The 14,047-nt window shown below is 40.1% G+C and carries 13 protein-coding genes; 4 read left to right on the forward strand and 9 right to left on the reverse strand.

Going from position 1 to position 14,047, the window contains the following annotated elements:
* Positions 1-178 precede the first annotated feature (178 nt).
* From VCASEI_RS02815 to argF, 4 genes are all read right to left on the reverse strand, one after another.
* Complete coding sequence (locus VCASEI_RS02815) at positions 179-568, reverse strand: RidA family protein (protein WP_086960680.1); 390 nt, start codon at positions 566-568, stop codon at positions 179-181.
* Positions 569-659: 91 nt separating this feature from the next.
* On the reverse strand, positions 660-1,121 hold the full coding sequence (pyrI, locus tag VCASEI_RS02820; RefSeq protein WP_086960679.1) for an aspartate carbamoyltransferase regulatory subunit: 462 nt from the start codon (positions 1,119-1,121) through the stop codon (positions 660-662).
* 16 nt (positions 1,122-1,137) lie between these two features.
* Positions 1,138-2,067, reverse strand: a complete 930-nt coding sequence (gene pyrB, locus VCASEI_RS02825; RefSeq protein WP_086960677.1) for an aspartate carbamoyltransferase — start codon at positions 2,065-2,067, stop codon at positions 1,138-1,140.
* A 312-nt stretch (positions 2,068-2,379) separates the two neighbouring features.
* Positions 2,380-3,384 (reverse strand): ornithine carbamoyltransferase, encoded by a 1,005-nt coding sequence (gene argF, locus VCASEI_RS02830; protein ID WP_086960675.1) that lies wholly within the window; start codon positions 3,382-3,384, stop codon positions 2,380-2,382.
* A gap of 279 nt (positions 3,385-3,663) precedes the next feature.
* Here argF and rraB point away from each other — a divergent pair, with 279 nt between their 5' ends.
* Both rraB and VCASEI_RS02840 read left to right on the forward strand, forming a co-directional pair.
* Positions 3,664-4,092, forward strand: a complete 429-nt coding sequence (gene rraB, locus VCASEI_RS02835; protein ID WP_226983381.1) for a ribonuclease E inhibitor RraB — start codon at positions 3,664-3,666, stop codon at positions 4,090-4,092.
* 112 nt (positions 4,093-4,204) lie between these two features.
* Complete coding sequence (locus VCASEI_RS02840; RefSeq protein WP_086960673.1) at positions 4,205-5,011, forward strand: glycosyl hydrolase 2 galactose-binding domain-containing protein; 807 nt, start codon at positions 4,205-4,207, stop codon at positions 5,009-5,011.
* Between the two features lie 65 nt (positions 5,012-5,076).
* Here the strand turns inward: VCASEI_RS02840 and VCASEI_RS02845 are convergent, their stop codons facing one another.
* The 5 genes from VCASEI_RS02845 to pepA form a co-directional block, all read right to left on the reverse strand.
* Positions 5,077-5,562 (reverse strand): GNAT family N-acetyltransferase, encoded by a 486-nt coding sequence (locus VCASEI_RS02845; protein WP_086960671.1) that lies wholly within the window; start codon positions 5,560-5,562, stop codon positions 5,077-5,079.
* 219 nt (positions 5,563-5,781) lie between these two features.
* On the reverse strand, positions 5,782-6,240 hold the full coding sequence (locus VCASEI_RS02850; protein ID WP_089110560.1) for a DUF2061 domain-containing protein: 459 nt from the start codon (positions 6,238-6,240) through the stop codon (positions 5,782-5,784).
* A gap of 249 nt (positions 6,241-6,489) precedes the next feature.
* Positions 6,490-9,369 (reverse strand): valine--tRNA ligase, encoded by a 2,880-nt coding sequence (locus tag VCASEI_RS02855; protein ID WP_089110559.1) that lies wholly within the window; start codon positions 9,367-9,369, stop codon positions 6,490-6,492.
* 133 nt (positions 9,370-9,502) lie between these two features.
* On the reverse strand, positions 9,503-9,979 hold the full coding sequence (locus VCASEI_RS02860; protein WP_086960665.1) for a DNA polymerase III subunit chi: 477 nt from the start codon (positions 9,977-9,979) through the stop codon (positions 9,503-9,505).
* A gap of 77 nt (positions 9,980-10,056) precedes the next feature.
* Positions 10,057-11,571 (reverse strand): leucyl aminopeptidase, encoded by a 1,515-nt coding sequence (pepA, locus tag VCASEI_RS02865; protein WP_086960663.1) that lies wholly within the window; start codon positions 11,569-11,571, stop codon positions 10,057-10,059.
* A gap of 270 nt (positions 11,572-11,841) precedes the next feature.
* On the opposite strand from pepA, the gene lptF reads away from it, so the two are divergent.
* Together lptF and lptG are read left to right on the forward strand one after the other, a co-directional pair.
* Positions 11,842-12,948 carry an LPS export ABC transporter permease LptF gene (lptF, locus tag VCASEI_RS02870; RefSeq protein ID WP_089110558.1) on the forward strand — a complete coding sequence of 369 codons (1,107 nt, stop codon included), beginning with the start codon at positions 11,842-11,844 and terminating at the stop codon, positions 12,946-12,948.
* Positions 12,941-14,014 (forward strand): LPS export ABC transporter permease LptG, encoded by a 1,074-nt coding sequence (gene lptG / locus VCASEI_RS02875; protein ID WP_086960657.1) that lies wholly within the window; start codon positions 12,941-12,943, stop codon positions 14,012-14,014. Before lptF ends, lptG begins: the two co-directional genes overlap by 8 nt.
* Positions 14,015-14,047 lie beyond the last annotated feature (33 nt).

A 14,047-nucleotide genomic window follows, 5' to 3' on the forward strand; every position in this document is an offset into this window, starting at 1 on the left:
ACTCCTAATTACCCATCTTTTATTTAAGTATGAGATATTAATTAACTCAAGGAACAAACCTGTAACTTGAGCTAATTATTATATACCGAAATTTTTTTAGGTATCAGTAAATATTGTTGATATTGAGCTTGTTGCTTTGTTTGTTGTCTATATGATCGTTAAACTGATGCTGTAACGATTATCGACGAACCGCAATGGCTTCAATTTCAATGCCAACATCTTTTGGTAAACGAGCTACTTCAACACATGAACGCGCAGGGTAATTTGCGACATTATGTTCATCAAAAAAGGCACCGTACACTTCATTTACGGCCGCGAAATCCCCTAAGTCTTTCACAAATACCGTCATTTTAACGATATCGCTTACGGTTAATCCTGAGGATTCAACAACGGCTTTTACGTTATCAAGAGATTGACGTGCTTGAGCGGTAATTTCCGTTGGCACTTCACCTGTTGTTGGGTTAACTGGTATTTGGCCTGAAGTCATCACCATATTACCTAGATCAACACCTTGTACATATGGGCCGATTGCAGCAGGAGCAGATTCAGTATGAAGAACTTTAGTCATGATTTATTTTCCATTGTTTAGTCGGTTATTGATTCAATGTCGTATTTGTTGATAGTAACGAATTTACATCAGGTGTAAAACTACTGGGTATTTATTTCTCTGTCATGATCTCACGAGAAAAGCTTTTTTCGCAGTATTTACACTTCAAACGAATCTCTCCCTTCTTCTCTACCACGCTGAAGCTACTGGCAACTGGTTCATTATGAGTAATACAATTGCTGTTAGCGCAATTAAAAACATCGGTGACTTGTTTAGGCAATGTTAAGGCCAATTTCTTCACCACGGTGTAATTTTCAATTTGATTGACGGTGGCGTGCGGGGCGTACAGAGCCAATTTTTGAGCTTGTTCTTCACTAATGAATGTATTTTCAATCTTTAAAAGGTCTTTAGCGCCTAACGCTGATGAGGGCAAGTTCAACCCCACTGTGACTCTTTCATTGGCGTTATCCATTTTGAATAGCTTCAGTACTTTGATCCCGATATGAGCTGGGATATGGTCGATCACGGTACCATTTTTGATGGCTTCAACTTGTAACTGGTTTTGTTTCGACATGATAAGGTCTCCGTGACTAAAGGTTTTTATTCAGAACTAAAGCAAGCAATGCGGTACGTGCGTACACTCCATTTTCGGCTTGCTCGAAATAATAAGCATAAGGGGTTTTATCCACATCAACAGTGATTTCGTCTACTCGTGGAAGAGGGTGTAGTACTTTTAGATTATTTTTTGCTTTTCTTAATGACGCGGCAGTCAGTACAAAAGCTGACTTGATATGGGCATATTCTGATTCATCAAAGCGTTCTTTTTGTACTCGTGTCATGTACAAGATATCAAGTTCAGGGATGACGTCTTCAATTTCATTGTGCAAACTATATTGGATGCCCGCATCGTCTAGCTCTTCACAAATATAATCAGGCATGGCTAATGCTTCTGGCGCGACAAAGTAAAAACGCACGTTATTGAATTTAGCCAATGCTTGCGTTAAAGAGTGAACCGTACGGCCGTATTTCAAATCTCCGACAAAGGCGATATGAAGGTTATCTAATGAGCCTTGAGTTTCATAAATACTGTATAAATCGAGTAAGGTTTGAGTAGGATGCTGATTCGAACCATCGCCTGCATTTATTATGGGGGTGTTATTTGAAAACTCAGACGCTAGGCGCGCTGCACCTTCTTGTGGGTGGCGCATGACAAAAGCATCTACATAAGAGGAAATGATTCGAATTGAATCGGCGAGTGTCTCCCCTTTTTTAGCATGAGAAGTATTTCCTGGGTTATCAAACCCAATTACGCTGCCACCAATGCGTTGGATTGCGGTTTCAAAAGAAAGGCGAGTACGAGTCGAGGGCTCGAAAAAACAACTGGCGACGACTTTACCTTTGATCAGATCGGGTTGAGGCTCTGCTTTTATTTGTGCCGCAGTTTGAATGATTAATTCAAGTTCTTCACGAGACAGTTCAGGTATCGAAATGATGTGTTTTTGATAGAGCGAGTTCGCCATGATTTATCCTTAGTTTACGCATTCTCTAGATATTGTAATAAACCCGCTTTACTTAAAACTGTCGTTTAAATATTTTGGGAATACCGTCAATGATTTATCGTTAGATACAAAAAAGCCTCCCTAAATAAGGAGGCTTTTTTGTGGAGGAATAAAAACAATAACAGAATCAAACAAGTTCATTTGCGTAACGCAAAATTCGGTGTTTTGACTCAATTGTCGCATTACTGACTCCTTTCGATAATTGGTCGAAATTATACTCCCAATTATGATGAGCGCAAGCGATTGCGGTATGGGTTTTATTTTCTTTTATTACTAATCACCAAGTGTTGCAACCATGATGGCTTTAATCGTGTGCATACGGTTTTCAGCTTGATCAAAAACGATCGAGTAATCGGATTCAAATATTTCTTCAGTGACTTCCAATCCTTTCATTCCGTATTTTTCTGAAATTTCTTTTCCAACGGTCGTTTCATCGTTGTGGAATGCGGGTAAGCAATGCATAAATTTCACTTGAGGATTTTGTGTCGCTTTAATCACATTCATATTGATTTGGTATGGGGTCATTAAGGCGACGCGCTCATCCCAAGCTTCAGCGGCTTCCCCCATGGAGACCCAAACATCAGTATAAAGGTAATCACACCCTTTAACACCAGCGGTAACATCTTCAGTTAAAGTGATTTTGGCACCTGTTTGTTGAGCTATTTCTTGGCATTGAGCAATAAGCGCCTCTTCAGGCCAGAAAGATTTTGGGGCAATAAGGCGAATATCCATGCCCATTTTTGCCGCGCCGACCATGAGTGAATTGCCCATGTTATTACGAGCATCACCAAGATACGCAAAGGTGATGTTATGAAGCAGTTTGTCTTTGCAGTGTTCTTGCATTGTTAGAAAATCGGCAAGAATTTGAGTGGGATGAAACTCATCCGTTAATCCATTCCAAACCGGAACGCCTGCATGTAGCCCTAGTTCTTCGACTATCGCTTGCCCATAACCACGATATTCAATGCCATCGTACATACGCCCTAAAACTCGCGCGGTATCCTTCATGGATTCTTTATGGCCAATTTGTGAGCCAGAAGGGCCTAGGTAGGAGACTTGAGCGCCTTGATCAAATGCAGCAACTTCAAATGCGCAACGAGTACGAGTGGAGGATTTTTCGAAGATTAATGCAATATTTTTTCCAACTAAGGTTTTTCGTTCGCAGCCCGCATATTTGGCTTTCTTTAAATCCTTCGATAACGTCAATAGAAATTGAATTTCTTTTGGTGTGAAATCAAGCAGCTTGAGGAAATTACGGTTACGAAGGTTGAAAGCCATAGCGGGATCCTTGTTATACAAACGATAAAAAATAGTTATACATAAAAATGCCAATAAAGTGAATTGTTATTTATTTTTTTGATGCGTGATATACCATGTTCACTTTATAATTTTCTCTATTAATCCGTTTCATTGCATTATTTGTTGTCATTGAAATAAGTGCAGCCTTTCGTTCATTGGGCTATTTTTATTATCAGTAGGTTGATTTTCACTTACTTAGACTATGATTTCATGGCAAAATACGCCTTCTAAAATTTAGCCCACATTGGAGCACTGATTATGTCTAATAATGATCAATCTATGCAAGACGATTACCTATCAGTTGAAGAGCTGATTGAATTTCAAAAAGAAGAAACTCGCGACATCATCGCAGCATTGATCGAAGATGGCAGTGATCCAGAAGCCCTATATGATATTGAACATCATCTTTTCGCTGAAGATTTCGAAACATTGGAAAAAGCCGTTATTGAAGCATTTAAAATGGGTTTTGAAGTATTAGAAGCTGAAGAAACGGAAGATGAAGATGGTGAGAAAGTATTGTGCTGTGACGCCATTATGCAATCGGCTCTTGATCCTAATCTGATTGATGAACAAGTTGAAAAACTGGTTAATTTAGCGGAAAAATACGACATCATTTACGATGGTTGGGGTACCTTCTATGAAGGAGAGGATGCCATTTATGAAGATGAAGACGACGATAACGAATAAATCAGTTTCTTTGTAATATGAAAATACCAGCTTAAACGCTGGTATTTTTATATCTGGTTTTTACCTTTACTATACCAATGAATATATTTGGCATCATCAGGTTAGGATAATTATGCACTTTACACTAAATGGATTATGGCAAATATCACCCTTGACAGATTTAACCATTCCACAAGCAGACATTGTCTTTCCGGCTCAGCTTAGTTCGGCATTACCTAATTATTTGTCTGAACAAGATATAGAGCAGCAAGAATGGCATTTGATGCATGACATCGAGGTCGATGATTCAATGCTTGGGCTCGCAGCAATCGATTTGGTGATTGAAGGAATAAGCCATTATGCTGAAGTGCGAGTTGGTGGAGTCGCGGTTTTTGACTGTGATGGTAGTCAATATCGCTATCAAAAAGATATTAAAGAGTATTTAAATTTAGGTAAAAATCGAATTGAGGTTTTATTTTTAGAGCCAGAAGATGATTTTTTGATTGATGATGAAGCCAATATTTGTCACTTAGGAATACCGCAGCACAATAACAAAATGACCGCTGTTGGGATCGCTCGAGTTCCTTTTTTACGGTTAGTTCGAAACGTTCGTTTGCATCATGTCGTTACTGAACAAATTTGGCATCATGGTGGTGGCTGTGAATTAAAAGTAGATGTGTATTACACCACTTTAAAGGCAGGTTTAGTGTCAGCAAGCATTAAATATGAAGGCATGATGTATACCATACCTTTAGATGTTAGGAGTGATTATGTCAGTGCTACTTTTCAAGTGGAAGCACCAAAGAAAGCCACGATTAAGCAAGGCTCTATCGATACTTTAGAAGGGACAACTCAGCTTTATGTTCATTTAGATGGGTATCACTTTTATTTTGATGTTGCGCTTTCTGACAGCCAAAGAGTGAGTCATTATCCGTTATAGGCATTGCTAAAATGTGAAGTCTTTGTTATTGACGATTATTAATTAAGTCCATTAAATGCAAGTAATTATAACTTTTTTGCCATGACGATTTCACAATCATGGTGCCCAGTATTTCCCCAAGGCGCGTTGAGGTGCTCAAAGCCAAGGTTTTTATAAAGCTTTAATGCAGCTTTTAATTCAACCGTTGATTCTAAATAACAGTAATGAAACCCAAGGGCTTTCGCTTGTTTTAAACAAGTTGTCATTAATTCTTGAGCAAAACCTTGGCCTCGTCCTTGCGGTAAAATGTACATTTTTTGCAATTCGCATACCTCTGGTTTTCCTGCTAATGGCGCAATGCCAGCGCCACCGACAATATTTTCATTGGAGTCGGTTAATATCCAATATTGAGATTTTTCTGAATCATAGACTTCAAATAGGGCATCTAAAGTTGGATCAGCTACGCTATAGCCTTTATCTGCGGTTAAACCAAACTCTGCGGAAACATCGCGAATTACTTGAGCGATATGAGGATTGTCTTGTGCTTGTATTGGGCGGATGTGAAGTGACATAAAATGTGAAACCAAATCAGAATGTGTTTTTCTTTATACCTAACTAGTATTGATATGTATATTGATATCCTTCTTAAGTTATTGTTTTATTAAGTATGAATGTTATATTTGTGACTTGGATTGGGAGATTAAAACGCTCACTTTCATGATGAAGTGAGCGTGGTTGAAAAATATTTAAAACATTGAATCTATGCTACGTTCGCCATGAATTTGAATCGGTTAATACACTTTTGTTGGCAAATTAGATTTAGGCGCTTCTGAAATCTCACATCCATGCTGGTGCAAGTTGTGATGGTGGCAATGTAATGTGATTTTTGCTTTTTCATTACGCTGCCAAAAACGTTCATGAAAATAGAACACAATAGTATTAATACTCGGTTCAATAGTTGCCATTAATCCACCAATAAGGGCATCACCAGTTAAGAGATAAGTGACTAAGAACGCTACGCTAAAATGCAATACAGCGAAACTTGCCGTCTTTTTACTTGGTGAGAGAAGTGCCATACGATTCAATTTTGGGCGCTGCCACACTTTTTCATGAAAATAGAATACAACTGTATTGACCATGGGTTCAGTCATGGCAATTAAACTACCAATGATTATATCGCCTGTTAATAAATACGCTAATGTGAAGGCAACGCTAAAATGCAATATGGCGAATGTGAATGTTTTTTTCATAGTAGCTCCGAAGTAATGTTTTTCTTTATATACATTATTGCGAATAATTCTCATTTCGTAAAGGGTGGGTTTAATTATTTATTTGATAGATAAAAACGATTGATAAGGCTAATTCTTTATGGATTGTTTCATTTTCAGCTTTCAATCTCTTATATTTTCATATAAAAAAAGCCAACCTTTCGGTCAGCCTTTATGGGGGCTTGTAGTTTGAACTACAAGCAATAGTATGCCAAAAATTCGATATTGGTCTTATAGAGCTGCAATGGTTGCTTTTTGCTCTTCCAGCTTGACTAAGGTTTCTTGGTAACCTTCAAGCTTAGCACGCTCGGCTGCAACAACTGATTCAGGCGCTTTCGCAACAAAACCTTGATTGCTTAGCTTACCTTCAATACGTTTGATTTCGCCTTGAATGCGTGCGTATTCTTTATCAAGACGAGCAAGCTCTGCATCTTTATCGATAAGACCCGCCATTGGGATCATTAAGGTAGACTTTTGAACCAGTGATGTTGCACAAGCTGGGATCTCTTTGCCATCAACTGTCGTTTGTCCCTGGCTGAGTACTTGAACACTATCTAATTTCGCAAGTGATTGAAGTACGTTTAGGTTTGCTTTAAGTCGTTCAGCATCAGTTTCGTCTGCCGCTTTAAACATGACATCTAAGCCTTGGCTTGGTGCGATGTCGTATTCTGCACGTAAATTACGGATACTTGTGATAAAGGCTTTTACCCATTCAATATCGGCTAGTGCTTTTTCATCAAAATTCTCTGCATTAAATTGAGGTAGAGATTGAGTCATGATGGTTTCACCTTCCACCCCATCAACCAAAGGCTTAACACTTTGCCAGATAGATTCGGTGATATATGGGATTACTGGGTGAGCTAAACGCAGTGTTTTCTCAAGCACAGTGATAAGCGTACGACGAGTCGCACGTTGTTGTGCTTCATTACCTTTCCATAATACAGGTTTAGTTAGCTCTAAGTACCAGTCACAGAATTGGTTCCAAATGAATTCATATAAGGTGTTTGATGCCATATCTAGACGATAGTTTTCAATATGAGTATTGAATTCTTTCGCGGCAATTTCGAATTGAGATTCAATCCATTTATCTGCTAATGAATATTCTAAATCAGCGCCAGCAGTGAAGCCGCAATCTTGATCTTCGGTATTCATTAATACGTAGCGGCTAGCATTCCATAGTTTGTTACAGAAGTTACGGTAACCTTCAAGACGCTTCATGTCCCAGTTGATGTCACGGCCAGTTGAAGCCATCGCAGCTAGAGTGAAACGCAGAGCATCGGTTCCGTAAGGTTCGATACCATTTTCGAATGTTTTACGGGTATTTTTTTCGATCTTCTTAGCTAGCTGAGGCTGCATCATGTTACCACAACGTTTTTCAACCAAAGATTCAAGATCAATACCATCAATCATATCAATAGGATCTAGCACATTTCCTTTAGACTTTGACATTTTGTCGCCATTTTCATCACGGATAAGACCAGTCATGTAAACGGTTTTAAATGGAACTTGTGGTTTGCCACTTTCGTCTTTTACAAAGTGCATGGTCATCATGATCATACGGGCAACCCAGAAGAAAATGATATCAAAGCCTGATACCAATACTTCTGATGGATGGAAGGTTTTCAGTGCGTCTGTATTTTCTGGCCAACCCTGTGTACCGAATGTCCAAAGCGCTGATGAGAACCAAGTATCCAGTACATCGTCGTCTTGGCGAAGCACTACAACTGGCGCTAGGTTATGTTTAGCGCGAACTTCTTCCTCAGTGCGACCAACATAAACGTTACCTTCATTGTCATACCATGCAGGGATACGATGTCCCCACCATAGTTGACGCGAGATACACCAATCTTGAACGTCACGCATCCAAGCAAAGTACATATTTTCATACTGCTTCGGAACGAATTGAATTTGTCCATCTTCCACTGCTTTTACTGCAGGTTCTGCAAGAGGGGCTGTACGCACATACCATTGGTCAGTCAGCATAGGTTCAATTACTACGCCGCCACGGTCGCCATAAGGCACAGTTAAATCGTGATCTTTGACTTCTTCAAGCAGGCCAAGCGTTTCCATTTCAGTGACTAACGCTTTACGTGCTGCAAAGCGTTCTAAACCTTGGTATTGAGTTGGAACATCACTGCTATAGATATTACTTGATTCACCATTAGTGGTGAAGACTTCTGCAGCGTCACGAATATCTCCGTTGAACGTAAAGATGTTAATCATTGGTAGGCTATGACGTTTACCGACTTCATAGTCATTGAAGTCGTGCGCAGGGGTGATTTTTACACAACCTGTTCCTTTTTCCATATCAGCGTGTTCATCGCCCACAATAGGAATTAAACGATTAACGATAGGAAGAAGAATATTTTTACCAATCAGATCTTTGTAACGAGGATCTTCAGGGTTTACTGCCACGCCTGTATCGCCTAATACGGTTTCTGGACGAGTAGTGGCAACCACGATGTAGTCTTTACCATCTGCGGTCATTGCACCATCGGCTAATGGATAGCGGAAGTGCCACATGTGGCCTTTTTTATCTTTGTTTTCAACTTCAAGATCAGAAATGGCCGTGTGCAGTTTTGGATCCCAGTTTACTAGACGTTTTCCACGGTAAATTAAGTCTTCTTCATACAAACGTACAAATACTTCTTGAGTGGCAGCAGATAAGCCGTCATCCATTGTAAAGCGTTCACGATCCCAGTCTACGGATGCACCAAGACGACGTAGTTGTTGGGTAATGTTACCGCCAGATTCTGCTTTCCATTCCCAAATTTTGTCGATGAACGCTTCACGACCGTAATCGTGTTTTGTTTTGTTCTCTTCTGCTGCGATTTTACGCTCAACGACCATTTGAGTTGCGATGCCGGCGTGGTCGGTACCGACTTGCCAAAGTGTATTTTTACCTTTCATACGCTCACAACGAATCAAGGTATCCATGATGGTATCTTGGAAGGCATGTCCCATGTGAAGGCTACCAGTGACGTTCGGTGGCGGGATCATGATGCTGTATGCTTCTTTTGATGTGTCACCGTGTGGCTTAAAGTAGCCTTTCTCTTCCCAAGTCTTATACAGAGCTTGTTCGATTGATGTTGGGTTATATGTCTTTTCCATAGTCTTCTTTTATCGATACTTTGAGCGTGAAAAATAATAGTTTTTAAACGTAAAACGTTATAGGTAAAGCAACAAATAAGCAGCGTGTTGTTTTACCTATAAAGTCTTACCCGTTTTGATTCTTAATTTTGAATTACGTGCTTTGTTCTTTGATATAGCTAGTGATGTTTTCGATTTTAATCGTTTGCATCTCAAACCCTTTTTGTCGGTAAATTTTATACCTTTCTCGGGCTTGTTGCTTTGCTTTTTCTTCGCAAGGCACGAAGTCTACCACTTGTGCAAAGCTCTCGGCAAAATTTGTATCATCATTCGCCATATTGATGACTAATTGCCTATTACGATGAGGCGTGAGTTTACTAAAACCAATTTCAATTGGTGTGCCATATTGAGGCCCTTCGCCGATTAAGTTATGCGCTTGAAACTGTTCTGGATTTTTTTGCCACAATGCTTCATCTATCGCCTCGGCTTGACTTCTATCTTGAGCGTTAATGTATACCTTGGCACCTTGTGAAGAAAAATAGTGAGCAAGGTAGATTACATAATCAATATGTCCTTGCACACTATCTTGTGCGCCACTGGGTTCAATAAGATAGAAAGTTGCTATCGCCATAAACTCTCTTTGCAATATATAAATTAAAAGGGGCCGAATTGGCCCCTAGTATTGTAGCTAAATATTGTATGGTATCGCTACTCTTCAATAATTTGAGAACCAGATGAACGATTTATCAAAAATTGTACTAATAAAGAAACAGGGCGGCCTGTTGAGCCTTTTTGTGCCCCTGATTTCCAAGCTGTGCCTGCAATATCAAGATGCGCCCAATTATATTTTTTAGTAAAGCGAGATAAGAAACAGCCAGCAGTGATAGTGCCACCAGGGCGACCGCCAATATTGGCCATATCGGCAAATGGGCTACTGAGTTGTTCTTGGTATTCATCGGCCATTGGTAAGCGCCAAGCGCGATCACCTGCTTGTTCTGAAGCATTGACAATTTCATGAGCAAGAGGGTTATGGTTAGCAATCACTCCACTAATGTGGTGACCTAATGCAATAACACAAGCACCCGTTAACGTAGCCACATCAACCACACAATCAGGATCGAAACGTTCTACATAAGTTAATGCATCACAAAGTACTAAACGGCCTTCAGCATCAGTATTTAATACTTCAACTGTTTGACCTGACATTGTGGTGAGAATATCTCCTGGGCGATAAGCATTACTGCCTGGCATGTTCTCACAACCAGCTAAAATACCGACGACGTTAATCGGTAAATTCAGTTTTGCCAGCGCTTTCATGGTGCCAAATACAGATGCAGCACCACACATGTCATACTTCATTTCGTCCATAGCTTCGCCAGGTTTTAATGAAATACCGCCTGAATCAAATGTTAAGCCTTTACCCACGAGAACAATCGGTTTCGCTTCAGGATCGGGGTTACCTTTATAATTAATGACCGACATCATCGATTCATTACGAGATCCTCGACCAACCGCTAGGTATGAATGCATACCTAGCTTATCCATTTCTTCTTCACCAATGATTTTGGTCGTAATGGTGTCAAAGTCGTCTGCGAGACGGCGAGCTTGAGATGCAAGATAAGCAGGATTGGCTACATTGGGTGGCATGTTGCCTAAATCTTTAGATGCTTTTACGCCAGAAGCAACGGCTAAGCCATGAGCAATCGCTCTTTCGCCAAGGTTTAATTCACGACGAGTCGGGACGTTAAACACCAATTTACGTAATGGACGGCGAGTTTCAGGCTTGTTGCTTTTGAATTGATCGAAGGTATATAGGCTATCTTTGGTCGACTCGATCGCTTGGCGAACTTTCCAATACGTATCGCGACCTTTGACATGAAGCTCTGTTAAGAAGCATACTGCTTCCATTGAACCAGTATCGTTCAATGTGCCAATGGTTCTTTGGATAATATCTTTGTATTGACGTTCGCCCAGTTCGCGTTCTTTACCACAACCAACAAGCAAAACACGCTCTGATAAAATGCCAGGAACTTGGTGTAACAGTAGCATTTGGCCCGGTTTACCTTCTAGGTCACCTCGGCGTAATAATGAACTAATATAGCCGTCGCTGATTTTATCTAGCTGCTCGGCGACTGGAGAGAGTCGACGTGGCTCAAAAACACCAACAACAATACAGGCGCTGCGTTGCTTTTCTGGGCTGCCACTTTTTACACTGAACTCCATGAGTACTCCTACATCCTAAAGACAAATAGGACTAAATGTTGGATAATGTAAATTCTCGATTAGTCAGTTTGAAAACTGTTCTAGAATTTAATCAAACAACATTTAATCGGGTGAAAACGAAATAATTGATAAAAAGAAAAAATCGAGTTTTGATGTTATTTCACTCGATACTTACAAAATAATATAGTTAAAAATTATCAAAAATAATAGACTCATCGGAAAACTATAGTGATTCCGTCAAAAAAACAAGTTTTGTATAGGTAATGCTGCGTGATTATTGTTAGATATTTGATCCGCGAGACACTCAAAAGCCAGTTCGCCGTTTTCTTTGTGCTTTTTCTCGTGTTTTTGAGCCAAAAATTTATTAGTGTCCTTGCGGAAGCCTCTGATGGTGATATTCCTGCGAGTATGATTTTGTCTATTGTTGGCTTAAACATGCCGACAATGGGCTTATTGATATTGCCTTTAAGTCTTTACATTGGGATTCTATTGACCTTTGGCCGTTTGTACGCTGAAAGTGAAATCACGGTGATGAATGCCACTGGGATTGGAAATAAATTTTTAGTGCATGCTGCTTTGTATTTAGCATTGATAACAGGCGTCATTGCTGGATTTAACTCATTGTGGTTATCTCCGTGGAGCCAAGAAAAGGTCGCTCAATTAATGGAACAAGTGTCGACTACTAGCAGTATTGATTTATTGAAAAAAGGCCAATTTCAATCGTCCCCAGACGGCAGTGCTGTCGTTTTTGTTGATGATATAAAAGATAAAAAACTGACTAATGTTTTTGTTGCTCAGGCAGAGCCAAGAGATTCTATCCGTCCGAGTGTCATGTATGCCAATTCGGGGGTTGTTAAAGAGCTTTCTGATGGACGACAAATTCTGACGCTGAATAATGGGGTTCGCTATGAGGGTATTCCTAATTCGCTTGATTATATGAATACCGATTACGATGAATACTCAGCGTTAATTGGACAGCGCGAAGTACAAAAAAAACAGCGTAAATGGGAAGCGCTGCCGACGAAAGATCTTATTGGTAAAAGTAATTTAGAGGCGAAAGCCGAACTGCAGTGGCGCCTTACACTTATTGTTTGTATTCCACTACTTACTTTAGTTGTTGTGCCGTTATCGGCCGTCAACCCAAGGCAGGGACGTTTTGCTAAATTAGGGCCGGCAGTGTTAATTTATTTGGCTTATTTCTTATCAATCAGTGCTATGAAATCAGCCGTCGAAGATGGCACCGTTCCCGCCGCCTTTGGCATGTGGTCAATCAATGGTGGGCTTTTGTTAGCCGGTATTCTTTTAAACAGCTTAGATAGTTTGTTCGTTCGTCGTTTCAAAGACAAATTAAGAAAAAGGAAGTTAAGCCGTGTTTAAAATTCTTGATTGGTATATTGGTCGCACCATTATTGCGACCACTTCTCTTTGTCTTGCGACGTTAGTCGGTTTGTCTGCCATCATCAAGTATGTTGAGCAACTGCGTAAAGTAGGTAAAGGCACCTATGATTTGATGGAAGCGTTATATTTCGTTGTCTTGAGCATTCCTCGTGACATCGAGATGTTTTTCCCTATGGCTGCGTTACTTGGTGCGTTGATCGGTCTTGGTATGTTGGCGGCCAGTTCTGAGCTAGTGGTGATGCAAGCTTCAGGCTTCTCTAAGTTAAATATTGGTGTCTCGGTATTAAAAACCGCGATTCCTTTGATGTTAATGGTGATGATCTTAGGGGAGTGGGGATCACCTCAAGCTCAGAAACTAGCGCGTGACTCTCGTGCATTAGCGATTGCTGGTGGTAGCATTGTGTCAGTTCGAGATGGCGTGTGGGCAAGAGACGGCAATAATTTTATTTATATTGGCCGTGTCAGTGGTGATAATGAGCTTCAAGGTGTCAGCATTTGGCAGTTTGATGAAAATAAAAATTTAAATGATATTTTAGTTTCAAGAACCGTACGTTATGAAGATGATAATCGTTGGATGATGAAAAATGTACAGATAACTAAAATGAATGATGATATTCAAATTTCAAAAAACAAAATCGATAACTACGAATGGAAAACTACACTCACTCCAGATAAATTAGCGGTTGTGACGGTGAAACCTGAAGAGCTTCCGCTTACCGGTTTATATAGTTATGTCAAATATTTAAAAGACTCAGATCAAGATCCTTCACGTTATGATTTGGCTTTTTGGCGTAAGGTATTTCAGCCTTTATCTATTGCCGTCATGATGTTAATGGCGTTGTCGTTTGTCTTTGGCCCCTTGAGAAGTGTCACCATGGGAGCGAGGATATTATCTGGTGTGATCGCAGGCTTTACGTTCTATATTTCCAGTGAAGTCTTTGGCCCTATGAGCTTGGTTTATAATATACCGCCTGTCATTGGAGCCCTGACACCGAGTCTCATTTTCTTAGCTATTGCGATTATGTTAATGCGGCGAAAGGCCTAAAATAGCGCCATAAAAAGGATGGCTAGGCATCCT

It is taken from the genome of Vibrio casei, assembly GCF_002218025.2.
GTDB lineage: Bacteria > Pseudomonadota > Gammaproteobacteria > Enterobacterales > Vibrionaceae > Vibrio > Vibrio casei.